At 67.1% G+C, this 24,079-nt stretch carries 26 protein-coding genes; 17 read left to right on the top strand and 9 right to left on the bottom strand.

Annotated elements, in window-relative coordinates:
- Positions 1-18: 18 nt before the first annotated feature.
- The 17 genes from D5084_RS00915 to D5084_RS01000 all read left to right on the top strand — a co-directional run bounded on the left by D5084_RS00915 (position 19) and on the right by D5084_RS01000 (position 16,011).
- On the top strand, positions 19-2,451 hold the full coding sequence (locus D5084_RS00915) for a tape measure protein (protein ID WP_128513634.1): 2,433 nt from the start codon (positions 19-21) through the stop codon (positions 2,449-2,451).
- On the top strand, positions 2,444-3,616 hold the full coding sequence (locus tag D5084_RS00920) for a hypothetical protein (RefSeq protein WP_128513635.1): 1,173 nt from the start codon (positions 2,444-2,446) through the stop codon (positions 3,614-3,616). Before D5084_RS00915 ends, D5084_RS00920 begins: the two co-directional genes overlap by 8 nt.
- The gene (locus D5084_RS00925) at positions 3,613-4,479 is read left to right on the top strand and encodes a phage BR0599 family protein (protein WP_128513636.1); all 867 of its coding nucleotides are present in this window, start codon (positions 3,613-3,615) and stop codon (positions 4,477-4,479) included. The genes D5084_RS00920 and D5084_RS00925 overlap by 4 nt, the downstream gene beginning before the upstream one ends.
- Positions 4,480-4,487: 8 nt before the next feature.
- Positions 4,488-4,736 carry a hypothetical protein gene (locus tag D5084_RS00930; protein WP_045685068.1) on the top strand — a complete coding sequence of 83 codons (249 nt, stop codon included), beginning with the start codon at positions 4,488-4,490 and terminating at the stop codon, positions 4,734-4,736.
- Positions 4,737-4,741: 5 nt separating this feature from the next.
- Positions 4,742-4,939, top strand: a complete 198-nt coding sequence (locus D5084_RS00935; protein WP_238382474.1) for a hypothetical protein — start codon at positions 4,742-4,744, stop codon at positions 4,937-4,939.
- Positions 4,926-8,057, top strand: coding sequence for a phage tail protein (locus D5084_RS00940; protein WP_128513638.1), 3,132 nt, complete (start codon positions 4,926-4,928; stop codon positions 8,055-8,057). Before D5084_RS00935 ends, D5084_RS00940 begins: the two co-directional genes overlap by 14 nt.
- 39 nt (positions 8,058-8,096) lie before the next feature.
- The gene (locus D5084_RS00945; protein ID WP_128513639.1) at positions 8,097-8,774 is read left to right on the top strand and encodes a DUF2793 domain-containing protein; all 678 of its coding nucleotides are present in this window, start codon (positions 8,097-8,099) and stop codon (positions 8,772-8,774) included.
- Positions 8,771-9,640 (top strand): SPRY domain-containing protein, encoded by an 870-nt coding sequence (locus tag D5084_RS00950; protein ID WP_128513640.1) that lies wholly within the window; start codon positions 8,771-8,773, stop codon positions 9,638-9,640. The genes D5084_RS00945 and D5084_RS00950 overlap by 4 nt, the downstream gene beginning before the upstream one ends.
- Entirely contained in the window at positions 9,637-10,635 is a 999-nt protein-coding gene (locus D5084_RS00955) for an FscB (RefSeq protein WP_128513641.1), read from the top strand. The genes D5084_RS00950 and D5084_RS00955 overlap by 4 nt, the downstream gene beginning before the upstream one ends.
- A 32-nt stretch (positions 10,636-10,667) precedes the next feature.
- Positions 10,668-10,922 carry a DUF6127 family protein gene (locus D5084_RS00960; RefSeq protein WP_202910013.1) on the top strand — a complete coding sequence of 85 codons (255 nt, stop codon included), beginning with the start codon at positions 10,668-10,670 and terminating at the stop codon, positions 10,920-10,922.
- A 72-nt stretch (positions 10,923-10,994) separates the two neighbouring features.
- Complete coding sequence (locus tag D5084_RS00965; protein WP_128513643.1) at positions 10,995-11,669, top strand: YcbK family protein; 675 nt, start codon at positions 10,995-10,997, stop codon at positions 11,667-11,669.
- The gene (locus D5084_RS00970; protein ID WP_128513644.1) at positions 11,666-11,923 is read left to right on the top strand and encodes a hypothetical protein; all 258 of its coding nucleotides are present in this window, start codon (positions 11,666-11,668) and stop codon (positions 11,921-11,923) included. Before D5084_RS00965 ends, D5084_RS00970 begins: the two co-directional genes overlap by 4 nt.
- 272 nt (positions 11,924-12,195) lie before the next feature.
- Positions 12,196-12,567, top strand: coding sequence for a winged helix-turn-helix domain-containing protein (locus D5084_RS00980; RefSeq protein ID WP_128513646.1), 372 nt, complete (start codon positions 12,196-12,198; stop codon positions 12,565-12,567).
- A gap of 65 nt (positions 12,568-12,632) precedes the next feature.
- Positions 12,633-13,424: a molybdate ABC transporter substrate-binding protein gene (gene modA, locus D5084_RS00985; protein ID WP_128513647.1), complete on the top strand. Its 792-nt coding sequence runs from the start codon at positions 12,633-12,635 to the stop codon at positions 13,422-13,424.
- Positions 13,425-13,427: 3 nt separating this feature from the next.
- Positions 13,428-14,096: a molybdate ABC transporter permease subunit gene (modB, locus tag D5084_RS00990; protein ID WP_128513648.1), complete on the top strand. Its 669-nt coding sequence runs from the start codon at positions 13,428-13,430 to the stop codon at positions 14,094-14,096.
- Positions 14,096-15,196, top strand: a complete 1,101-nt coding sequence (gene modC, locus D5084_RS00995; protein ID WP_128513649.1) for a molybdenum ABC transporter ATP-binding protein — start codon at positions 14,096-14,098, stop codon at positions 15,194-15,196. Before modB ends, modC begins: the two co-directional genes overlap by 1 nt.
- Positions 15,193-16,011: a sulfite exporter TauE/SafE family protein gene (locus tag D5084_RS01000; RefSeq protein WP_128513650.1), complete on the top strand. Its 819-nt coding sequence runs from the start codon at positions 15,193-15,195 to the stop codon at positions 16,009-16,011. Before modC ends, D5084_RS01000 begins: the two co-directional genes overlap by 4 nt.
- A gap of 118 nt (positions 16,012-16,129) precedes the next feature.
- Here D5084_RS01000 and D5084_RS01005 read toward each other — a convergent pair whose 3' ends face one another.
- From D5084_RS01005 to D5084_RS01050, 9 genes are all read right to left on the bottom strand, one after another.
- Entirely contained in the window at positions 16,130-16,831 is a 702-nt protein-coding gene (locus tag D5084_RS01005; protein WP_128513651.1) for a VIT1/CCC1 transporter family protein, read from the bottom strand.
- A 93-nt stretch (positions 16,832-16,924) separates the two neighbouring features.
- Positions 16,925-17,818, bottom strand: a complete 894-nt coding sequence (locus tag D5084_RS01010; protein ID WP_128513652.1) for a cation diffusion facilitator family transporter — start codon at positions 17,816-17,818, stop codon at positions 16,925-16,927.
- A 2-nt stretch (positions 17,819-17,820) separates the two neighbouring features.
- Complete coding sequence (locus tag D5084_RS01015; protein ID WP_128513653.1) at positions 17,821-18,225, bottom strand: OsmC family protein; 405 nt, start codon at positions 18,223-18,225, stop codon at positions 17,821-17,823.
- An 11-nt stretch (positions 18,226-18,236) separates the two neighbouring features.
- Positions 18,237-19,082, bottom strand: a complete 846-nt coding sequence (locus tag D5084_RS18500) for a VOC family protein (RefSeq protein WP_202910014.1) — start codon at positions 19,080-19,082, stop codon at positions 18,237-18,239.
- A 4-nt stretch (positions 19,083-19,086) separates the two neighbouring features.
- The gene (locus tag D5084_RS01030) at positions 19,087-19,950 is read right to left on the bottom strand and encodes a universal stress protein (RefSeq protein ID WP_128513654.1); all 864 of its coding nucleotides are present in this window, start codon (positions 19,948-19,950) and stop codon (positions 19,087-19,089) included.
- Positions 19,950-21,026: an ACR3 family arsenite efflux transporter gene (gene arsB / locus D5084_RS01035; protein WP_128513655.1), complete on the bottom strand. Its 1,077-nt coding sequence runs from the start codon at positions 21,024-21,026 to the stop codon at positions 19,950-19,952. Before arsB ends, D5084_RS01030 begins: the two co-directional genes overlap by 1 nt.
- 22 nt (positions 21,027-21,048) lie before the next feature.
- Entirely contained in the window at positions 21,049-22,800 is a 1,752-nt protein-coding gene (arsA, locus tag D5084_RS01040) for an arsenical pump-driving ATPase (RefSeq protein WP_128513656.1), read from the bottom strand.
- A 93-nt stretch (positions 22,801-22,893) separates the two neighbouring features.
- Entirely contained in the window at positions 22,894-23,547 is a 654-nt protein-coding gene (gene arsD, locus D5084_RS01045; RefSeq protein ID WP_128513657.1) for an arsenite efflux transporter metallochaperone ArsD, read from the bottom strand.
- Positions 23,544-23,921, bottom strand: a complete 378-nt coding sequence (locus tag D5084_RS01050; RefSeq protein ID WP_128513658.1) for an ArsR/SmtB family transcription factor — start codon at positions 23,919-23,921, stop codon at positions 23,544-23,546. Before D5084_RS01050 ends, arsD begins: the two co-directional genes overlap by 4 nt.
- Between the last annotated feature and the right edge of the window lie 158 nt (positions 23,922-24,079).

Here is a 24,079-nt window from a genome sequence, read left to right on the forward strand (position 1 = left end):
CGTCAGGAAGTCTGATCCATGGCCCAGAAACGCGTCTCCGTCCGCCTCGTCGCCGAGGGCGGCAGGCAGGTGAAGGCCGAGTTCCAGGGCATCGGCGATGCGGGCGAGCGCAATTTCAAGCGGATCGAGCGGCAGGCCGATATCACCGGTGCCGTGGTGCGCCGCGTCATGGGCATTCTCGGCGCCGCGATCAGCACGCGCCAGCTTGTGGCCTATGCTGACCAGTGGACTGATCTGCGCTCGCGCGTCGATCTGGCCACCGGCTCGCAGGAAGCGGGTGCTGCGGTCATGGAACGGCTCGCCGCCATGGCGCGGCGGACCTATTCCAGCCTTGGCCAGACCACGGAGTCCTGGCTGGCCAATGCGACAGCGCTGCGCGAGCTGGGCCTGACCACGGCGGAGTCGCTGGATTTCACGGAGGCGCTGAACAACGCCATGGTGGTGTCGGGCGCGCGCGCCGAACGCGCGGCCTCGGTCCAGACCGCGCTCTCCCGGGCGATGGCGCTTGGCACCCTCAGCGGGGACAACCTCAACACTGTGATCCAGAACGGCGGGCGGCTGGCCGAGCTGCTGGCGGCTGAACTCGGCACCACCGTTTCGGGCCTGCGCAGGCTGGGCCAGGAGGGTGGGATCACCGGCGAAGTGATCCGAATGGCGCTCATCGGCAATCTCGAGCTGCTGCGCGAGGAAGCCGAAAGCATGCCGGCGACCATCGGCGATGCCTTCACGCTGATCGGCAACGCAGCACTGCAATTGGTCGGCACATGGGACCAGATGGTTGGGGCCTCATCGACGATGGCCGCGGCACTGATCGGGCTCGCCGACAACATGGAGCGGCTGGCGGCCATCGGCATCGCCTTCGCGGGCTTCATGGCCGCGCGCTGGGTTGCGGGGCTCATTGCGGCGCAGGTCGCCACCATCAGCCTCGCAGGCGCGCTTACGCTCTTGCGCGGGGCGATCATCCGCACTGGCATCGGGGCGCTGATCGTGGGTGCGGGCGAGTTGATCTACTGGTTCGGGCAGCTGGTGCGCGGCGCGGGCGGATTTGGCACTGCGCTCTCGCTCTTGGCCGATCTTGCCCGCGAGGTCTGGGAACGCATGAAGCTCGGTGCCGTCGCATTGGGGCTGGCGATCATGGCGAGTTGGGCCGATATCAAGGGCGCCATCGCGGAGGCGCTGCAGACCTCGCTGGAAGCCGTGGTCGGTTTTGGCAATTCGGCGCTGAACACATTCCAAGGGGCGTTTGAGGCAATCAAGGTGCTCTGGGGCGCGCTGCCCGCGGCGATCGGAGATTTTGCGTTCCAGGCTGCGAATGCGCTGATCTCGGGCGTCGAGGCCATGCTGAATGGCGTCGGCCAGCGGATCAACGGCTTTCTGGAGGGGATCAATGGCGGGCTCGAGGCGCTGGGGATCGAACGGCGCATCTCGCTGATCGGCAATCTGGAACTCGGCCGGATCGACAACCCCTTCGCCGGGTCGGCGACCGAGGCCGGAGCCGAAGCCCGTGCGGCGTTTCAGGCGGCGCTCTCAGCCGAGCCGATCACGATGCCGGATCTCGGGCTGGGCACCTATGCCGAGGAAGCGCGCGGTCAGGCCGAGGCCCTGCGCGCGACGATGGCCGGTGTGGCGGAAGCGGCGACGGCACCGCTCGAATCCATTGACGCCCTGCGCGAAGCGGTGACGGGAAGCGGTCTGGACTCTGAGGCCGCGCTGAACGGCGCACGTACGGCCGCCGAGGGGCTGGGAGAGTCGCTCGATGCTACGGGCGAGGCTGCGGGCCGCGCAGGTGGCGCCGGTCGCGGTGCGGGTCAGGCGCTACGCGAGGCGGCCGATACGGCGCGGGGTGCCTGGGAGGCTACCGCCGAGGCAGTCCGCGCGGCGCAGGAACGCTCGCGCGAGATCGCCCAAGGTCTGGCGCAGGACATCGTCGGTCCGATCAAGGAGGCGCTGCAGTCGGGTGAGTTCACTTGGGAGACCTTTGCCAGCGCCATCTCGCGTATCGCGCAGAACCTCGCGAACCGGCTGATCGAGCTGGCCTTCAAGCCGATCGAGAACGCGCTGATGCGCGCCTTCTCGGGCATGGGCGGAGGCGGTGGGTTCTTCGCGAGCCTGTTCGGCTTCGCCAGGGGCGGCGCATTTGCAGGCGGACAGGAACTGACCGCCTTTGCGCGCGGCGGTGTGGTCAACCGGCCGACGGTCTTCCCGTTCTCCCGCGGCATCGGGCTGATGGGCGAGGCCGGGCCCGAGGCGATCCTGCCGCTGCGGCGCGGGCGCGACGGGCGGCTCGGGGTCGAGATGAACAGCGCGCCCACCCAACCCGCGCAGGACATGTCGACGCGCATCATCAACGTGCTCGACCCGTCGGTGGTCGGCGACTACCTCGCCACGCCCTCGGGCGAGCGGGCCATCCTGAACGTCATCCGCCGCAACCGGAGTGCCCTGAATGCCTGAGATGGGAGGCCCACTGCCGCCGCTGTTCTGGTCCTTCCCGGCGGCGCAGGAGATCGCCGAAGTGCTGGAATGGCGCACCGATGTGCTGACATCGCGCGCGAGCGAACAGCGCATCGCACTCCGACCCCGGCCGCGCGAGATCGTCACATTTCGGCACAGGCTGGATGCGCTGGGGATGGCGCGCGCGACGGAAATGGCCCGCGTCGGGTTCGCCGGAGACTGGCAGGTCCCGCTCTGGCACATGGCGCTGCAGCCCAATGCCGATCTGGCGCAAGGCGTGACCGAGATCCTGCTCGACACCGGCGTGGCGGATTTCCGGAGCGGGGAACTGGCGGCGCTTGCGGTCGATGGCCGCGAGGCGGCGGCAGTGGCCATCGCCAGCGTTCAGGCCGACCGGCTGATCCTGGCGGAACCTCTGGTGCTGCAACTGCCCGGTCCGGTCGTGGCGGCACAGCGGGTCACGGTCGCGCCGATCCGGGCCAGTGCGCTGACCTCAGCCATCGAGGTCACACGCCGCAGGCAGGGCGATGGCACGGTCACGGCCAGCTTCCTCTTGCGCGATGCGCCGGACATCACCGCACCGGTCCTGCCGACCTATCTCGGCCGCCCGGTCCAGACCGATCCGAGCCTTGTACGCCGCCCGCTCACCGCCAGCCTGCGCCGCGCGGTCGAATACGTCGACAACGGTTTCGGCCCGGTTGTGGCCGAGCCGCTGCGCGACGTCTTCGAGCGGAGCGAGACGATCACGCTGAAGGCACAAGGCCGCATTGCACGCCACGCCCTGCGGCGCTGGCTCTGGTCGCTCCGAGGGCGGCAGGCCAGCTTCTGGCTGCCGACCTGGGGGCGCGACCTGCAGTTGCGTGCCGCGATGACCTCTGGATCCACGCTGGTGCGCGTGGCGCCGGTCGCGTCGCTCCCGGCCTATGTCGGCCGCGCGATCCTGCTGGAAATGCCGACCGCGCTGCGCTTCCGGACGATCACCGCCGCCACCGCCGAGGGCGCGGATCACCGGCTCACGCTGTCCTCGAACCTCGGCGAGAAGGTGCCGCTCATGACCAAGGCGCATTTCCTGACCCCGATGCGCGCAGATGCCGACCGCGTGGAGATCCAGCATGGCGCTGTGGCGAGCGAGGTCACGCTGCCTCTTATCGAGGTGCCCGCATGACCTATGCTAGCATCGAAGCCTCGGTCGCAGAGGGCCGCCCGTATTTCCTCTATCAGTTTGTCGAGGTGGATCAGGTCTGGCGTTTCACCAGCCGAGCCACGGCCTGGACCAGCGCGGGGAGCGGCGGGACCGAGATCACCTGGGAGCCAGCCGCCGTGGCCCATGGCGATGTGGTGCAGACAAGCGAGATCGAGCGGGGGCGGCTGGAACTGACCTGGCCGCTCTCGCATCCTTTCGCGCGGCGCTTCCTCGGTCCCTTGGGCAACACGCCCGTGACGCTGACCATCTTCCGTGGCCACGAGCAGGTGCTGGGGGAGACGGTCGCGCATTGGAAAGGCCGCGTGGTGGGGGCCGAGGTGGAGGGGCAGCGGATCCTGCTGCAGGCCGAGTCGATCTTCAGCACGCTGCGACGCGCGGGCGTGCGGGCGAAGTACCAGCGGCTTTGCCGCCATGCGCTTTACGGGCGCGGCTGCGGCCTCGACATCGCGCTCTACTGGCTGACCGGCACGGTGACGGCCGTATCCGGCAACGCCTCGAGCCTGACGATCCCCGAGGCGGCGGCTGAGCCCGCCGGCTGGTACCGGGGCGGTGTGCTCAGGTTCGGCGCGCAGCTCGGGTTCATCACCGGCCATGCCGGGGCCACCCTCACACTGTCGCGCCCGATGCCGGAACTGGCGGCGGCGCTCGCCGCGCCGGAAATCGATCCGGACACCGGCTCGCCGCTCCCGGTCCTCGCCGACATAGCCCCCGGCTGCGATCTGCGCGCCGCCACTTGTGCCGCGAAGTTCGGCAACCTCGCGAACTTCGGGGGCTTCCCCGAGATCCCCGGCCGCAACCCCTTCGGCGGCAGCTCCATCGTCTGAGAACGCCCATGGTCTGGACCTTCATTGCACGGCTCGTCCTCGGGCTGGTCCTCTCGGCGATTTCCTATGCGCTGAGCCCGCGCCCCAAGGTCGAGAAGCCGCAGGCCGCAGGGCTAGACGACTTCTCCCTGCCCACCGCCGAGGAGGGTCGGCCGATCCCGGTTGTGTTCGGGACGGTGCTGATCACCGGGCCGAACGTCGTCTGGGCAGGCGACCTGAAGGTGGATCCGATCAAGAAGAAAGGCGGCAAGAAGTGACGCGTGTGACGATCCAGGACCTGCGCGATGCCCGCTACTGCCTCGCGGGCGTGCGGCCATGGTTCCGCCGCCACGGGTTCGACTGGCAGGCGTTTCTCGACAGCGGCATCGAAGCCGACCGGCTGCGCATAACCGGGGATGCGCTGGTGGAGCCGGTGATCACGATCGCCGAGCAGCGGGAGGCATGCGATGGGCGGGCGTAGCAAGGCGCAGACCGTTGGCTTCCGCTATTCGCTGGGGATGCATCTGGCGCTCTGCCATGGGCCGATCGATGCCATTCGCGAGATCCTCGTTGACCGCCGCACCGCATGGTCTGTCACGACCGGCGGCGGCGTTTCGGGTGGCGGCGCGGCCGTGGAGACGCGGATCGGCACAGTCGCAGGCATGACCGCCACTGCCGCGCTGGCAGGCGACACGGGCGCCACGATCACCTTTCCGGGGACGCGCGCCGGGGTGCGCATCGGCCGGGACTACCGGCTGCAATTGGCGAATGGCACGAGCCAGACCATCACTCTGCGCGGCGTCACCTTCAACGCCACCACGAATGTGAGCTCCTGGTCCGTCCTGCCCGAGGCACTGAGCTTCCCCTCGCAGTCGGTCGAGGTGTTCGAGGCGACCAGCGCCGCCAGCAATGCCGGCGCTGGCGGTGGGCGCATCCGGATAGACAAGCCCGACCTCTTTGGCGGCGAGAGCCGCGAGGGCGGTGTCCGCGGCGATGTCGATGTGCTGATGGGCGGGCCGGGCCAGGGGCAGAACGATTACCTGGCCGCGCGCATGGACGGAGACGTGCCCGGCTATCGCGGGCTTTGCAGCCTAGTGCTTCGGCAGGTCTATCTCGGCATCAATCCGTATCTGAAGCCTTGGGCGGTCCGCGTGACCCGCGTGCTGACCGGCGAGGCAGGCGCGGCGCAATGGTATCCCGAGAAGGCCGCCATCGTGCCCGAGGCCAATATCTCGGACGCCGCGATCTATATCGCGCTCGATGTCTCGGGCTCGATGTCGGGCACGCGCATGGCGGCGCAGAAGGCAGGGGTTGCCGCGCTGATCCGCGAGATCGGGGCCAGCGTCGATCCCGACCGCCCGAACGACATCCGCATCGTGCTCTGGAACGCTGGCGTCGCGGGCGCGACCCTTCGCCGCGACATGGGCCCGGACGACTATGCCGCGCTCGATGCCTGGATGCTGGCGCTGTCGAACAGCACCTCGGGCGGCACCAGCTTTGACGCGGCCTTCTCGCAGGGGGGTGCGTTTTTCGCGGGCGGCGGGTCGAAACGACGGATCGTGATCTTCGTGACCGACGGCGAACCTGCGCCGGTCTCCTCGGTCGATGCGGCGCTGGCGATCATCCGCATGCTTCCGCCCGCCGACATCTTCGGCTTCAACATCGCGCTCGCGAACACGACCTCTACCGCGCGCATCGACAACACGCCCGTGGACGGCGTGCCAGTGATCCCGGCCGGCAACCCGCAGGCACTGGTCGCCTCCCTTCGCGGGGCCTTCGGGAACGGCCCGGACATGAACCCGGCCCATATCATCCGGGAGTGCCTGACGAACCGTGACTGGGGGCTTGGCTATTCCACGGTCGAGATCGGGGCCAGTTTCACGGCGGCTGCGGACACGCTCTACACCGAAGGCTTCGGCCTGTCGCTGATCTGGCAGCAGGACAGTTCCATCGAGGAGTTCATCGGCAGCGTTCTCGACCATATCGACGCAACGCTCTTCATCGACCGGCGCACGGGGCTCTGGGAATTGCGGCTCATCCGGGCCGACTACACGGCCGCAACGCTGCCACTCTTCGACGAGACGAATGTCGTGGACTGGGGACGCCTCGGGCGGCGCGCGCCTTCGGACCTCGTCAACAGCGTGACCGTGCGCTTCACCGATGCCTGGACGGACGACACCGGCGCCGTCAGCGTGACCGATACGGCCCGGGTCCAGTCGATGGGCGAGGTGATCGCCACCACGCTCGACTATCCGGGCATCCGCTACCAGGGGCTCGCGATCCGCGTGGCCGAGCGCGACCTTCGCGCCCTTTCCGTGCCGCTACTCACGGGCGAGATCGTGGTGAACCGTGAGGGCGCGGACCTCGGCCCCGGCGATGTAATTCGGCTGCGGTCGTCCCGCCTCGGGCTCGACGATGTCGTCATGCGCATCTCCGAGATCGGTCAGGGCGACGGCCGCGACAATGGAATCCGGCTGAAGCTTGCGGAGGACGTCTTTGCCCTTGGCGCGACCGCCATCGCAGGCGGGCGCATGCCGACTGGGTCCGGGGTCGCGGCTCCGCCTAGGGCACTCTCCCGGCGCATGGTCGAGGAAGCACCGTACTGGCTGCTGGTCCGCGAACTCGGCCACACCGAGGCCGACCGCATTCTGTCGGAGGATCCAGATGCGGGCGCGGTTGTCGCCACGGGCGAGCGCCCCAGCGCCGATGCGCTGGCGGCGGAACTCTGGATCGACCCTGGAACCGGCCCGGCACAGGAGGGCGTGGTCGCCTTCGCGCCCACGGCGCTGCTGGCTGCGGACATCTCGGACCACCCGGAGGCGCGCGTCCTTCCCGTCACCGGCTGGCGCGACATCGGCGAGGTCGGCATCGGCACGCTTGCGAGCATCGGTGGCGAACTGGTCCGCGTCGACGGGATTACCTCCACGGCCATCACCGTGGGCCGGGGTTGCCTCGACACCGTGCCGCGTGCCCACCCTGCAGATACGCCCGTGATCTTCTTCGACGAGGGCGCGCGGATTACAGAGGACAGCTGGGCCGCGGGCGAGACCCTCGCGATCCGGCTGCTGCCGGAGACCGGGCGTGGCACGCTCGCCTTCGCGCTGGCACCCGAGGACAGCGTCACACTGGACCGCCGCGCCATCCGGCCCCTGCCGCCCGGGCGGGTGCAGGCCAACGGCAGCTATGCTCCTGATGTCGATGCGCTGATCGCAGATGATCTGGTGCTGACCTGGACCCATCGTGACCGGCTGACACAGACCAGCCCCGTGATCGTCGATCACACCGGTTCCTCCATCGGGCCGGAGCCGGGCGTCGGTTATGCAATCGAAGTGCGCTGGATCGACCCCGACATCGGCGTGGCGCTCATGCCGCCCGGCATCGTGATCGACGCTGGCATGGGGACAAGCTGGACGCTCGCGCCCGAGGACATCCCCGAGACCGGCGCGCCGGACCGCACGGCCGAGATCGACCTCGCCGTGCGCTCACGTCGTCTGGTTGGAGGCGCCTGGCTCACCGACCGCGAGGCCCGCCAGTTCCGGCTGACCGCGCCCTTCGCCGCTGGCTGGGATCGCGGCTGGGGCTTCCTCTGGGGCACCTGAGCCCCGCAATCACCATCCTCACGACAAGCGAGACCAAGCATGCCCGAACGGATCATGCCGGGACTGGGGCTGCGTGCCTTCTATGATCCCGGCCAGCGCAACTGGGGCACCAGCCTCAGCGAAGACCTGCGCCGTCTCTCGGCCCTCGTGCAGGCGCGTGCCACATCGCGGACCGCAGCACTTCCTGCCACGGGCACCGCAGGCCAGATCGCCATCGTGCCCGCCGCGGCAGGCGCCAATGCCAATGCGCTCGCCCTCTGGGACCAGTCGCCAGCCGGGGCGGCTGCATGGGTCTACCTGACCCCCGAGGAGGGCTGGCAGGTCTGGATCGCGGATGAAGCGCGGCATGTGCGGTTCACGGGTGGGGCATGGACCGAGGTGCCCCGACCGGGCGTCGTGCGCATCCGGACGCTGACGGCGACCAGCCACACGCTCGAAGCCGGCGATCTGGGCAGCATCCTCGAGACGACCGGCTCCTCGGCCGTCACCGTAACGATCCCGATTGAGGCGACCGTGCCCTTCGAGATCGGCACGCTCATCAATGTCACGCAAGTCGGCGCCGGGATCGCCACGATCACCGCTGCACCGGGCGTGTCGCTCAATGGCGTCACTGGAGGCTCCGTCGCCCTCGATGGCCAATGGTCCGGCGCCGCCCTCGTCAAGCGCGGGGCAGATGCCTGGGTCATCCAGGGCGCGCTGGCGGGGGCTGTCGCATGAGCCTGCTGATGATGCGCGCCGCCATCCTGGCGCAGGGCGGCGACACCGCTCCGCCGGTGGACATCGGCTCTGTCTGGCAACTCGACACAGCCCGCCGCCCTCCGGGCTACACTCTGTCCGATGCCAATCAGACCGCCGTGAACACCTCTGGCGGGACCAACTATATGCGCTGGGTGCCGAGTGCCAAGGCGATCCTGCCCTCGGACGGGCGGCGCTATTGGGAAGTTCTCTGTGCAGCCAGCGGGGCTGCCAGTTTCGACGGCTACATGGGCGTCGTCTCCGCCGCGCAGCGCGAGGAGTTCAATGTCGGCAACAACCCGATCACGCTGGGCTCCATCGGCTATCGCGGCAACGGTACCCTCTGGTCGTCGAACAACACTGTGGCCGAGCAGCGCCTGACCGGCCTGCCCACCTTCGGGGCGGGCAGCGTGCTGATGTTCGTCCTGGACCCGGCCACCGCGCGGCTCTGGGTCGGCAGGAACGGCGTCTGGCGCGACGATCCGGTGAGCGGGGCGGCAACGTGGACGGCCGCGCAGAGCACGGCCTTCTATCCGCAGGTCCAGGGCCGCAATCCCGGCGACGGCGGCACGCTGCGTTCGCAGCCCTCGCAGTTCAGCTACCCGGTTCCTCCCGGGGCGCTGCCGCTCGGCTACGAGCACCCCGACCTGCGCATCTTCGAGGCGCATGCCTTCATCGAACTGGCCTGGGACAAGGACCTCAGCGTCGGCGAGTTCGAGGCCTGGTTCAATCTCGGCGGCGGCACGCGCCTCACGGCGGGCGGCGTCTCGATCTTCCTCGATCACGGCGGGGGAACCTCCCTCACCGCCGCCCAATCCGCCCTCTACATCGAAGTGGAACTGCCATGAGTTACATCCTGCATCTGGGCCACCAGCCCACCGACATCGCCGGCATCTCGGGGCTCCTGAGCACCGCCGCCGGAGGGTTCGACCCGACGCTCGACGTCAACGCGATCCGGCACGTCGGCTTCAACACCTATTCCGCGCCGTTCTCCTTCTCGGTTTCGGAACCCGTGGGCGATCTCTGGCTGGGGTTCCGCTATGTGCCGCCCAGCGCCGACGCCAACAGCATCAATCGGTCAGAGGCAAGCTTTCTGGAATTCTACAGTGCGACCAACGTGCTGCTGGCCCAGATCAAGCCGGTCACGACGTCCAACCGCTATCACGCTATCGCCGCTGGCGACACCAGCGTGCAGGGCAGTTCCTCCTACACCGCCCCCAACGGTCAGCCGCAATGGATCGACGTACGGGTGACGGTCGGTGCCCAGATTACCATCGAGTTCTATGTCGAGGGCGTTCTGCAATCGACGGCCACCGCCGCGAACGCGAATGGAAAGGGCAAGCCGCGCCACGTGGTCTTTGCCAACACCTCCCTGCACGGGATTTCCACGAACCGCACCTGGTACTACGCCCATATCGCGGCCCTCGACGGCGTCTCGACTATCGGGCGGCGTTTCGTGCGCCGCAGCCCCAATGCCATCGCCAGCTTCAACCAGATGGTGGGCAGCATCGATGCGCTGCGCGATGGCGATATCGCCACGCGGGTCGCCAGCACGGCAGCGGGGCAGCGCATGTCCTTCTCGCTGACTGGCCCGACCGGACCCGCCTCGGTCTCGGCCATCGCTGGCGTGCATCTCAAGCAGATCGCGCAGGCGGGCACGGTCGGGCCCGACGCCACGGCAGGCTTTCTTCGCATCGGCGGGGTGAACCACGATGCCACCCCCGAGACCGTGCCGGACCTCGCACCCAAGCCCGTCTATTCGAGCTGGGCGGTGAACCCGGTCGATGCGAGCCCGTGGAGCGATCTGACCTTGCCCAACGAGGTTGGGATCCTGTCGGCATGAGCCCGCGTCGCTCCGGTGAGGGTCATGTCCGGATGCCCGATGCCGAGTTCGAGGAACTGCTGGCACGCGCGGCGGAAGAGGGTGCCAAACGCGCGCTGGCCGATGTCGGGCTCGACGGTACAGAGGCTGCAATGGATGTCCGCGATCTACGTGCGCTCGTGGACAGTATCCGGCTGGTGCGCCGCACCGCCATGCAGACAGCCGTCCGCATGATCACCACCAGCGTCATGCTGGCGCTGCTCGCCGGTATTGCCATTAAGCTCAAGATCTTCGGCGGCGGTCCGTAGCCGCGCCCATCCCGATCCATCAGCCCAACCGCACCCGCCCTCGTGGCGGGTTTTTCGTTTTCGGAGGACCCCATGCCCACGACTTTCCACCGCCACTGGCACGACGTGCCTGAGAGCACCTGGCGCTGGCCGAACTTCAGCCCGGCCGAAATCGCCTGCCGGGGCACCGGCAAGCTGCTCATTAACGAACCGGCGCTCGACAAGCTCCAGGCGCTGCGCGACCGGCTGGGTAAGCCGCTGATCGTCCGTTCCGCCTATCGCAGCCCCGAGCACAACAGTGCTGTCGGAGGCGCGACCCGGTCGAAACACCTCGACGGCGCCGCATTCGACATCGCCATGGCGAACCACGACCCCGTGGCCTTCGAGACCGCGGCGCGCGAGGTCGGGTTCCTCGGCTTCGGCTTCTACCCGCGCTCGGGGTTCATCCATGTCGATCTCGGTCCCGCACGTCAGTGGGGCGAGCGGTTCCCGGTCCGGGCGACCGCATTTGCAGCCGAGGCTCCGCCCGCGCGCGAAGTGCTCGCCGACAGCCGCACCATGAAGGGCGGTGGCGCGGCTGGCGTGGCGACACTGGGCGCAGCCGGAGTCGAGGTCGCGCAGAGCGTCCTGGCGGAGACCCAATCCGCCATCCTGCCGCTGGTGCCGTATCTCGACACGCTGCGCTGGGTGTTCATCGTGGTGGCGCTCGGTGGCATCGCGGTCACGATCTACGCCCGGCTCGACGACTGGCGCCGGGGGCGGCGGTGATCGCAGCGCTGCTCACCGGGATTGCCGCCAGCCGCTGGATGCGGGTGGTCCTGCGCTACGGCGCCATCGCGGTCGCCGTACTTCTGTTCTTGCTGGCACAACGGCGCTCCGGCGAGCGCGCTGGCAGCCTCGTCGAACGCCTCGAAACCACGGAGAAGGCCAATGATGTCCAACGCCGGATGCTGGAAGCGGCGGCTCGCCGCCCTCGCAATCGCGACGATCTTGCTGACCGGCTGCGCAACGGTCGCTTCTGAACCGCGCCTCGCGACCGTTTGTCCGCCCGTGGTGGAGTACACCCGCGAGGTTCAGGCGCGGGCGGCCGAAGAATCGTCGCAACTGCCCGAAGGCTCCTTGATTGCAGAGATGCTGAGCGACTATGCGGCCATGCGGGATCAGGCGAGAGCGTGTGATTGACACCCGTATGGCGATCTTGGCCACGCACTCCTGCCGCAGGCCCACCGCGACCTGCGAGACCGGAAAGCGATTGCTCTTGCATGCAACCGTAACAGGCCCCGATAGTAGGGATATGGATACAAATACCAAACGCCCAGTCTTGCGCATCCGGATCGTCTTCGGCGACGAGGAAATGATCGGGCCCGGAAAAGCCGAACTGCTCGAACGCATCGATCGCTGCGGCTCCATCGCTGCAGCGGGGCGCGAAATGAGCATGAGCTACAAGCGCGCATGGCAGCTGATCGGCACGTTGAATGCAATGTTCCGCGAACCACTTGTCGACAGCACCCGCGGCGGGCCGGGCGGTGGCGGGGCGGTGCTGACCGAGACGGGCCGGAGGGTCCTGGCCCTTTACCGCGCTTTCGAGGCGGATGCGGCGGCCGCGGGGGCCGCGCGGCTGAACGATATGCAGGCACTGCTGCGGGATATTCCCGACGGAAGATAACGATTGACCTTCGTGCTCTGTTCCGGCGATATGTTTCTTGAACAATATCACCGAAGAGGCCGCGCATGTTCGTTACTTTCTCCCGTCGTTCCGTTCTTGCGGCCGTCGCCGCAGTTGTCTTCGCGACCGGACCCGCCTTGGCTCAGGACGACGCGCCTGTCGTCGCCGCTGCTGCGGACCTTCAATTCGCGGTCGAAGAGATCGCCGCCGCGTTCGAGGCCGAGACGGGCATGCGCGTGCGGTTATCGATGGGCTCGACCGGCAACTTTGCCCGGCAGATCCGCGAGGGTGCGCCGTTCCAGATCTTCATGGCCGCGGATGAGCAGTTCATCTTCGATCTGCACCGGGACGGCTTTGCCCCGAACGAAGGCGATCTTTATGCCATCGGCCGCATCGTGGTGAAGGTGCCGCCGGGCTCGACCCTTGTCGCCGACGGCACCCTCGGATCGCTGCGCCAGGCGCTGGCCGAGGGGCGGATCACCCGCTTTGCCATCGCCAACCCGGATCATGCGCCCTACGGCCGCCGCGCCAGGGAAGCGTTGCAGCACGCGGGACTGTGGGAGGATATCCAGCCCTTCCTCGTTCTGGGCGAGAACGTCAGCCAGGCCGCGCAGTTTGCGCTGTCGGGAAATGCCGAGGGCGGCATCATCGCTCTGTCGCTGGCGCTGGCGCCGCAGTTGCGTGACCTGGGCACCTCAGATCTGATCCCGGAGGATTTCCACGAACCCCTGCGTCAGCGCATGGTCCTTCTGAACGATGCAGGAGAGGTGGCGCAGGCGTTCTACGCCTATATGAACGCGCCCGCGGCGCGCGAGATCATGGAACGCTATGGGTTCCTCCTGCCAGAAGGCGAGTGACCTATGGACTGGACAGCGCTCTGGCTGTCCCTGCGGCTGGCCGCATGGACAGTCGTCATCCTGCTTCCTGTCTCGGTCTTCATGGGGCGGTTTCTGGCCTTCCGGCAGTTCCGGGCAAAGGGGCTGGTCGAGGCGCTGGTGATGCTGCCGCTGGTTCTGCCGCCCACGGTGTTCGGCTTCTACCTGCTCGTGGCCTTCGGGCGGAATTCGCCCGTGGGGGCGTTATGGCAGCAGACATTCGGACACCAGCTGGTTTTCAGCTTCGAGGGGCTGGTGGTGGCGTCGGTGATCTTCAACCTGCCCTTTGCCATCCAGCCCGCGCAACGCGGGTTCGAGGCCATCGCGGTCGAGGTGCGCGAGGCGGCGCGCTGCTGCGGGATGTCGCCGCTGACCTCGCTGTGGAAGGTCGAGTTGCCGCTCGCCTGGCCGGGGCTGATGACGGCGATGGTGCTGACCTTTGCCCATACGCTGGGCGAATTCGGCATCGTGCTGATGGTCGGCGGGTCGATCCCGGGCGAGACCAAGACCATCGCCATTTCCATCTATGACAAGGTTCAGGGCTTCGACGACCGCGGGGCGGCGATCATGTCGGCGACGCTGGTGGCGATCAGCCTTTTCACCATCGCGCTCACCTACTGGCTGTCGGCCCGTGTCGGGCGGAGGTTGTCCTGATGGCGCTGGAGGTGATGGCGCGGGCCACGACACCGATCCCGCTTGATGTGGCCTTTCGCGTCGAACCGGGCGAATTGCTGGCGCTGGTCGGCCATTCCGGATCAGGCAAGACGACGTTGTTGCGCACCATCGCCGGGCTTTGGCGGCCCGAGGGTGCGCGGGTCACGGTCGATGGCACGACCTGGCTGGATACGGTCGCGCGCGTCGATCTGCCCACGCATCGCCGCCGCGTCGGGATCGTGTTCCAGAACTACGCGCTGTTTCCGCATATGACCGCAGCGCAGAACGTGATGGCCGCGATGGACACGGCGGATGAGGCCGAGGCCGAACGCATCCTCGATCTGGTCAACCTGCACGGACTGGCCGACCGCAAGCCCGCGCAGCTGTCGGGTGGCCAGCAGCAGCGGGTGGCGGTGGCGCGCGCGCTCGCCCGCAAACCCCAGGCGCTGTTGCTGGACGAGCCCTTCTCGGCGGTGGACCGCGCCACGCGCGAGCGGCTCTACGCCGAGATCATTGAGTTGCGCCGCTTCCTCGCCATGCCGGTGGTGCTGGTGACCCATGACATGAACGAGGCGCAGCTTCTGGCCGACCGGATGGTGGTCATCGAACAGGGCCGCGTCGTGCGTGAGGGCACGACCGCGCAGGTCATGGCCGACCCGGAGGCGCTGCGCGCCATGGGGATCCGCGAGGTGGCGGTGATGCTGCCCGCCGTCATCGCCGAGCACGGAACCGATGGGTTGACCCGTCTGGAGGCGGAGGCGGGACCACTGTTTCTGCCCGCAGTCGAGGGCGCGCCCGGAACGCATGTTCGAGTGCGGATCATGGCGCATGAGGTGATCCTGTCGCGCGCCCGGCCCGAAGGGCTGTCGGCGCAGAACATCCTCAAGGGCCAGGTGACGGAGCTCGTAACGGGCAAGGGACCGGCCGTGACTGTGCACGTCATGGTGGGCGACCACGAGATACTCGCGCGCATCACCCGACGCGCCGCCGAGCAGATGGCGCTCAGGCCGGGCGACCCCGTCCACGTCATCCTGAAATCCATGTCGGTGGCCCGGGACCATGTCGCCCGCGCCCCCTCTGCGGCCCGGGCTGCCGAATGAACCGCCCTGTACGCCCTGCGATGTCCTTTGGGATCGGCGCCGCCGTCGGCACCGCCGGGGGACTGATCGGCCTCGGCGGTGCTGAATTCCGGCTGCCTGCTCTCATCGGGTTCCTGCGCTTTTCCGCGCGCGAAGCTGTGGCGATCAACCTCGTGGCCAGTTTCATCGTGCTTGCTGCGGCCTTTCCGTTTCGGGTATCAGCCGTTCCGATAATGGAGATCCTGCCGCACCTGCCCGCTGTGCTGGGAATGCTCGCAGGGTCCATGTCCGCCGCATGGGTCGGCGCAGGCTGGTTGCGCAAGACATCCGACCGGTTGCTTGGTCGTCTGATCCTGATCCTGCTCGTCGTCCTCGGCCTGATGTTGATCGCAGAGGGGCTGTTCGTGGCCGAGCCCTATCGGCTTGTTGGGGAGGGGCTGGTCGTCACGGTCCTCGTGGCCGCTGCCTGCGGGGTGGTGATCGGCCTCGTGTCCTCGCTCCTCGGCGTGGCGGGGGGCGAATTGATCATCCCCGTCTTCATCCTGCTGTTCGGCGTTGATGTGAAGCTGGCAGGTTCGATGTCGATGCTGGTGGGCATGCCCACCATCGCCGTGGGCCTGTTGAGGCATTTCGGGGCGGGCTCGGTCCTGCGCGAAAGGCCAGTGTGGTGGCAGATCATCCTGCCGCTCGGGGCGGGTTCGGTCGTCGGCGCCATTCTCGGCGCGCTGGCGCTTGGACTTGTCCCGTCGCAGGCGCTCAAGATCGGACTGGGTTTCATCCTGATCTGGTCGGCTTGGGGCGTGTTCCGGCACCTCGAAGAGCGCCGACTAGCTTGAACCGACTGAATTTTTGTGGGCGGTCCGAGGAATTCGCACACTGCGCAAATCATGACTTTCTCCACGTCAACATGGCACAAAACGAAGCTGCCGGTCAGTCAGTTAACTTCCCTTCTGCTCACAGTGCGGTGCCGACAAGCGCCCCGATACCTGCGGTCAGCGCCATCGCGAGTGCACCCCAGAACGTTACGCGCAGGGTTGCGCGCCAGACCGGCGCGCCTCCGGCAGACGCACCAACAGCCCCCAGCAAGGCAAGAAACAGCAGCGAGGCGATGGTGACCGTCCAGACCAACAGATCGGCGGGCGAGACCAGGACCATCGTCAGCGGCATTGCGGCGCCAATGGCAAAGGTGAGCGCCGATGTCAGCGCCGCTTGAACCGGCCGCGCCGTCGTCACTTCGGAAATACCCAGCTCATCGCGCAGGTGCGCGCCGAGCGCGTCGTGTTCCATCATCTGGGCTGAAACCTGCCGGGCAAGCTCCGGCTCGACCCCGCGCGCAACGTATATCTGGGTCAGTTCATCAAGCTCCGCCTCGGGCTGGCCGACCAGTTCCGAGCGCTCTCTTTCGAGGTCGGCAGTCTCGGTATCGGATTGGGAGCTGACCGAGACATATTCCCCTGCCGCCATCGACATGGCGCCAGCGACCAGCCCGGCGATCCCCGCAACCAACACTTCCGACGTTGCGGCAGAGGCCGCCGCGACCCCGACGATCAGGCTCGCCGTGGATACGATGCCGTCATTGGCGCCCAGCACGGCTGCGCGCAACCAGCCGATACGCGAAACAAGATGGGCTTCGGCGTGAAGGGTTACCGCGCGCATCGCTGCAACCTTCGGTCAGAATATGACGGGCTCATGCCCCTATTCCTTTGCGATTCCGGAGCGGATCGCTCCCCGATTGAATTGCTTGAGGGGTCATGTCGCCAGGCACACGGCCGCCCGTTCGCAGAGCGCCCTTTCCAACTGCAGCGTCACGTGGCCGATGCCGAAGTCATGCTCCAACTCGTCCGTGACCTGTTCGATGAAAGCGTCGGCGTCGGCGCCCTGCCAGACCACATGCGCCGCCAGAGCCGTGCGCGTTGTCGACAGGGCCCAGATGTGCAGATCGTGCACATTGCTGACGCCTGGCAGGTCGCCGATCCAGTCGGCCACTGCTTGCCGATCAATGCCCTCCGGCACTCCGTCCAGCCCCAGTCGGAGCGATGCGCGCATCAGGCCCCACGCCGTCCAGGCGATCAGCAGGCTAACCGCTATGGCGACCGCCGGGTCCAGCCAGTGCCAGCCGGTAAGCATGATTCCGGCCGCGGCAATGACGACCGCGCATGAGACGGCCGCATCGGCGGCCATGTGGAGATAGGCGCCCTTGGCGTTCAGGTCGTCCTTTTGCGACTCGATGAACAACAGCGCCGATCCTGTGTTCACCCCGATCCCCACCATCGCGACCAGCAGGATCGTCAGCCCCGGCACCTCGACCACGGTCTGGAACCTTTGCGCGGCCTCCCACACCACCACGACGACTCCGATCAGGATCGCAACCGCGTTCAGCATCGCGGCGAGGATCGTCGCACGGCCATAGCCGAACGTGTAGGTGGCGCTGCCCACACGCTTGGCCAGCACCGCCGCCCCCCAGGCGATCAGCAGACCCGCCACGTCGGTCAGATTGTGCGCAGCATCCGCCAAAAGCGCGAGCGAGCCTGTCAGGAACCCGAACGTCGCCTCGACGATCACATAGGCCGTGTTCAGCCCCACCGCCCAGCGAAACGCCGGGCCAAGGTCGGTTGGTGGGGTATGCGTGTGGTCGTGGGCCAATGTCAGCCTTTCCGCCGGATCGTGCCGGAAAGCTCCGTCGCACCCGCCAATGTGTTGAAGATCGTGCCATATTTCTGAAGGTTGCGGTGCAGCAGGTCGAGCCGCGCATCGGATTCGTCGGTGTCCACGACGATGTCGTAGGTTATGCGGACCATCTTTGGCGGGCTGTCCTGCCGTATGCCATGCAGGCTGACCTCGATGCCGCGCAGATCGAAGATCAGCACCGGGGTGACCCGTTCAGCGCTTTTCAGGATGCAGGCGGCAAGGCTGGCCAGCAACATCTCGGCCGGATTGAATGCATCGGCTCGGCCCGCCATGTCGGTATCAAGGACGATCCGCGCCTCCTTCGTGGTGGCCTCGGAGCCGTGACTGTCGATGCGGCGGGCAGAGACGTGGTATTCCAGCATGATCCGTCCTTTCAGGCCGAAGTCTCGGTGCCGGGAACCAGGAATTCCGGCGCCTGACCCTCGGGCATCGCCGCCAGTTCCTCTGCCGTCAGTCGGGCATAGACCTCGACCAGCGTGCCGTCAGGGTCGGTCAGCCACAACTCGTGCAGCGGCGTGCCCTTCCAGGTCGTCCGCGGAGGCTTTTCGACATGCCCGCCCACGGCGACAGCGCGGTGATAGGCGTCGATCACCGCCGCGCGGTCGGGCAGCGCGATCCCGAGGTGATAGAGCGTGTCGTGATGCAGATCCTCGCCGTCGGCGACCATGATCACGAAGTTGAGGTTCAGGTCGGGGCGGATGAAGGTCGCATAGCGGTGCGTCCATTCCTTGGGCCAGGTGTTCAGGAGCCAAGCGTAGAACCGTGTGCTGGCACCGAGATCGCGCACTCGAAGGCTGGCGTGAAACTCGGTCCCGGTCGGTCCTTCAGGCACATCGATCAGTCCCGCCAGAACCTCGATCCTCGCCTTGATCTGATCGCGTGCGGTGCGAAACGCAGCGATGTCGCCTGCTGCCGAGGGGTCGGTGATGGGCCAGTGCAGCCGCCTGACCGGGCCGGGGACGAAGGGGCAGACCTCTTCGGCGCAGAGCGTGACGATCAGGTCTGCCGTTTCTGGCGACACCTCCTCGAGCGGCTTTGACCGGTGACCCGAAATGTCGATGCCCGCCTCGGAGAGAGCCTCCACTGCCAGCGGGTTCACTCGCCCGGGGTTTGAGCCCGCGCTGGCGACCTCCACGGACGCAGGCAGCAATGCGCGGGCCAGCCCCTCGGCCATCTGGCTGCGGGCAGAATTGGCGACGCAGAGAAACAGGATACGCATGGGGTCAGACCTCGTTGTTCTGAAGCGGCACCATCAGCACAGGGCGGCGGGCGATCTCGCAAAGATTGGCTGCCGTGGAGCCGATGGTGATGCTGTCCACCCAGCCTTGGCCGTGCTTGCCGACGACGATGAGATCGGCATCGCGAGCGGCGGCTGCGCGGGCGATTTCCTCGAACGGTTTGCCCGTCGCCAACTGGACCTCGGACTTGCCACCGGCGGCGGCGACCTCATGGGCGATGTCGTCGAGTGCGGCACGCGCCATCACCGGCCAGCGCGGGTAGCGGGCCTGCTCGTCAGAACTGACGACATGGACCAGTTCGACGACGCCCGCATGAGGGGCGAGCCTGGCAGCCACGGCTTCGGCGGCATGGGCTTGTGGCGAGAAATCCGTTGCCAGCAGAAACCGCCGCAAGCCCCCATGACAGGTGCGCTCGCAGGCCGCATCGCCATCCGTGCCCGTGGCCTCGATCCATTCCAACCGCACCGGGAGGGTGCTGAGCCGGATCACCTCGCGCGCGACAGAGCCGAGGAACAGGCCGCGGATCATGTTCTGCCCGCGCGATCCGATCACGATCAGGTCGGCGCCATGCTCACTGGCTGCGGAGAGGATGTCCTTCGCCACTTCACCTGCGGCGCGTATGTCGACATCGACCTCGAGTCCTGCCTCGCGCATCGGCGCGGCCCGATCCCGCAGCCAATCCTCCAGCGCATCCTTGTTCCCGTAGGAAGCCCCCTGGCCGTAGCCGACTTTCACGACATGGGTCAGGATCACACGGGCGATGCCCATCTCGCGCAAGTCCGCCAGGCAGTCGAGCAGAGGGCCTTGGGCGGCGGAGTAATCGAGAGAAATCAGAGCTGTGCGAAACATCAGTTTTGCTCCTTTGTTCTGGGCGTGCGGATGGGGGTTTCCTCGGCCGGGAACCAGTGTCGGGTGCGGTTGGCAAACCAGACCAGCGACAGCATCACCGGCACTTCGACCAGCACGCCCACCACTGTGACAAGGGCGGCGATGGAGTTGAGGCCGAACAGGCCGATGGCCACCGCCACGGCGAGTTCAAAGAAATTCGACGTCCCGATCATCGCGCAGGGGGCCGCGACGTTATGGGGTACGCGCCATGCTTTCGCGGCCCAGTAGGCAATGGCGAAGATGCCGTATGACTGGATCAGCAGTGGGATCGCGATCATCACGATGACCAGTGGCTGCGACAGGATCACCGCGCCCTGAAAGCCGAACAGCAGAACGACCGTCGCCAGCAGGCCCACAACCGAGAACGGCTTCACCTTGGCTGTGAACGCGCCGACGGCGGCCTCGGCAGCAGCCGGATCCGCGGCGCCGCGCGTCATCAGCATCCGCGTCACGATGCCAGCCGCCAGCGGGATCACGATGTAGAGGCCAACCGACAGGATCAGCGTCGCCCAGGGCACCGTGATATCGGTGACGCCCAGCAGCAAGGCCACGATCGGCGCATAGGCGAAGACCATGATCGCGTCGTTCAGCGACACCTGCGCCAGCGTATAGTTTGGATCGCCCTTGGTCAGTTGCGACCAGACAAAGACCATCGCTGTACAGGGCGCGGCACCCAGCAGGATCAGACCCGCGATATACTGGCCCGATGTGCCGGGCTCGATGAAGGGGGCGAAGATCCAGTCGAAAAACAGCACGCCGAGTGCTGCCATGGTGAAGGGCTTGATCAGCCAGTTCACCGCCAGCGTGATGATCAGACCCTTCGGCCGTTCATGGACCCGCGCAAGCGCCCGGAAATCCACCGCCACCATCATCGGATAGACCATCGCCCAGATCAGCGCGGCGACGACGAAGTTGACCGAGCCGTATTCCAGCGACGCAAGGAAGTTTACCAGCCCCGGAGCGATCTGACCGAGGGCAAGACCGGCGATGATCGCCAGTGCGACCCAGATCGAAAGATAGCGTTCAAATGCAGACATGGGCGACGTCGTCCTCTAGGGTTCAGGCTATGGCGGGTGTGCGGCCGACCAGCGCGCGCAGGCGGTCCGCGCCAACCGGGTCTTCGGGCAGCATCGGCACCACGGCATGAAGTGCGGCAAGCCCACCGCGCACTTTGGCGATCTCAGGCGCTTCCGTGGCCGCGCGGGCCGCGAGGACCGGATGCGTGGTCGCCGTGGCGGCGAGACTTGCGTTGATGACCCAGCCGTAGGGCGTGATCCCGGCGCGTTTCAGATCCTCCTGAAGCCGGGCGGCTTCCAGAACCGGCGTCGTCTCGGGCAGGGTCACGATCAGGATCTTGGTCATCTCCGGGTTCTGCAGCCGCATCATCGGCGTCGTCATGTGGCTGGCCTGCTCCCCCGCGTGCCGCAGCACATCACGGTGGTAGGATCCTGTCGCATCCAGCAGCAACAGCGTGTGGCCGGTTGGCGCGGTATCCATCACCACGAACTTGCGCCCCGCCTCGCGGATCACCCGTGAGAACGCCTGAAACACGGCGATTTCCTCGGTGCACGGCGAGCGCAGGTCCTCTTCCAGCATCGCGCGGCCCTGTGCATCGAGGCTCGCGCCCTTGGACGCCAGGATGTGGTCGCGGTAGGTCTGCGTCTCGAGGGCGGGGTCGATGCGGCTGACGGTCAGGTGCGGCACGTCTCCGGCCAGCGTCTCGGTCAGATGCGCGGCGGGGTCGGTGGTGGTCAGCAGCACCTCATGCCCGCGCGCGGCGAGTTCGACGGCCACGGCGGCAGCGATGGTGGTCTTGCCGACGCCGCCCTTGCCCATGGTCATCACAAGTCCGCGGCCCCCGGCTTCGATCCCGTCGACCAACGCTGAGAGCGGCGGGAGATCGGTGTCGGTGACGCGCGGCGCGGCCTTTCCGAGTTCGACCGGTGCATTCATCCGGCGCAGCGCGTCGAGACCTACAAGGTTCTCGGGCCGCAGCGCGAAGCGGCTTTGCGGCAGGGCTGCCAGGTGCGTGTCCATGCCATCCAGCGCCGCTTGGTCGCGCGCGATCAGGCTGGCGGCGAGCGCATCGCCCATGTCCTTGTCCGGCATCAGCCCGTTGATCGCCAGATGCTGGTTGCCGATGCCGATATCCGCCAGCTCCCCACTGGTGCGCGCGGCCTCCGCCAGCGAACTGACGCGCGGACGTGCGACGAGGATCAGCCGCGTGCGGGCCGCATCGGACAGGCTGTCCACGGCCGCCGCATAGCGCGCGCGTTGCTTCTCCAGCCCAGCAAGGGGACCGAGACAGGACGCATCGCCCCCGGTTTCCAGAAACCCGCTCCAGGCGCCGGGCAGTTTCAGCATCCGGATCGTGTGGCCGGTCGGGGCCGTGTCGAAGATGATGTGATCGTAGGCACTGGTCACGGCATCGTCGGTCAGAAGTGCCGTGAACTCGTCGAAGGCGGCGATCTCGGTCGTGCAGGCGCCCGAAAGCTGCTCCTCGATGCCCTTCAGCGCCTTTTCGGGCAGCACCCCGCGCATCGGCCCGACGATGCGGTCGCGATACTCGGCCGCTGCCGCCTCGGGGTCGATTTCCAGCGCGTCGAGCCCAGGCACGGCGGCAACCGGGGTGACATGGTTGCCGATCTCGATCCCGAACACCTGCCCGACATTCGAGGCCGGATCGGTCGAGACCAACAGAACCCGCTCCCCCGCATCGGCTAGGCCCACCGCCGTGGCGCAGGCCAGCGAGGTCTTGCCCACGCCGCCCTTGCCGGTGAGAAAGACGAATTTGGGCAGATTGTTGAACATGACTTCTCCTTTCGCCGCCCCGAACGAGCGGTCGTCATCTGTCGCACGGGCTTTGCCGGCGTAAATTGCTTCAGGTCAGACGTTGGCGCCGCGTCAGCAGCAGCTTGCAGCCTTTTCCATGGCCGGTTCGGCCTTGGAACTGCCGCCGCAGCAGCCCGTCGCCGCAGCGGGTGCCGCCTTGGCCGGACCGCAGCAGGTTGATGCCTTCGGGGTCTCGACTTCAGGCTCGGGGATCAGCTTTTCGGCCAAGGTATGAATGTTTTTTGCCGAGGCTTCCTTCACCATGCGCCCCACGGCGATGGCCTCGCGCATCTGCGCCTCGCTCAGCCCGACTTCCCGCGCCTTTTTCGTGTGATACTTCAGGCAGGGCTCGCAGCTTGCTCCAATTGCCGCCCCGAGCGCGATCAGCTCGCGCACCTGCTCGGTGATCTCGAGCTTCGGTGCGTTGATGCCCGTCCAGTCGGCCAGTTCCGCGCGGCTCGGATAGTGCGCCTTGGCCTTTAGCGCGCCGTTGATCATGAAGACCGGCAGATCGTCGCCTTCGCTGTCCTGCATGATCTGGCGGATCGTGTCGTTGGCGGCGAACTCGGCCGGTTCGCGGCTCAGCCCGAAACGCTGAACGCGCACGCCTTGCGCTTTAAGCCAGTCCAGATCGGCGGCCAGATCGACGAGTTTCTGGTCAACATCGGTGCCGCAGATGCCGGTCGAGCAGCACATGGCGGGGTCGTAGACTGTGATGGTGGTCATTTGCACATCTCCTTGGAAACGCATCCTTGCGGGGTGAAACAGCAGGGCGCCTCGCCTTCGGCCGGGCGTGCGGCAATGGCTTCGATCAGATCGCGGATCGGGGCGAGCGCCGCCGGGTCGAGCGCGTAGCAAACTCGGGGATAGTCAATGGTGCCCGTCACGAGCCCTGCATCCTTAAGGACCCGCAGGTGTTCGGAGACCGTCGATTGGGCCAGTCCGACTTGATCCACGATATCCCCGCCGATGCAGCCAGGCTTCGAGAGCAGAAAGGTGACGATCCTGACCCGGGCCGGATGCGCGAGCGCCTTGGCGATCGCAGCGATCTGTTCCGCCTCGATCGAAGGCGACAGCGCTACGGTGTTTCGATCCAACATGTCACAGCTTCCTTGTATCGGCTATATCCGATACATATGGATCGGCGATCCACGATACAAGAGCCTATCGTCAATCACCGATCAATAGTGCGACTGATGCGAAGTCGGGCAGGCTCGAAGCCGTTGACGGCGTGGGACGTCGGGCTTCCGAAAACGAC

This window comes from Tabrizicola thermarum, from assembly GCF_003574395.1.
Taxonomy (GTDB): domain Bacteria; phylum Pseudomonadota; class Alphaproteobacteria; order Rhodobacterales; family Rhodobacteraceae; genus Tabrizicola; species Tabrizicola thermarum.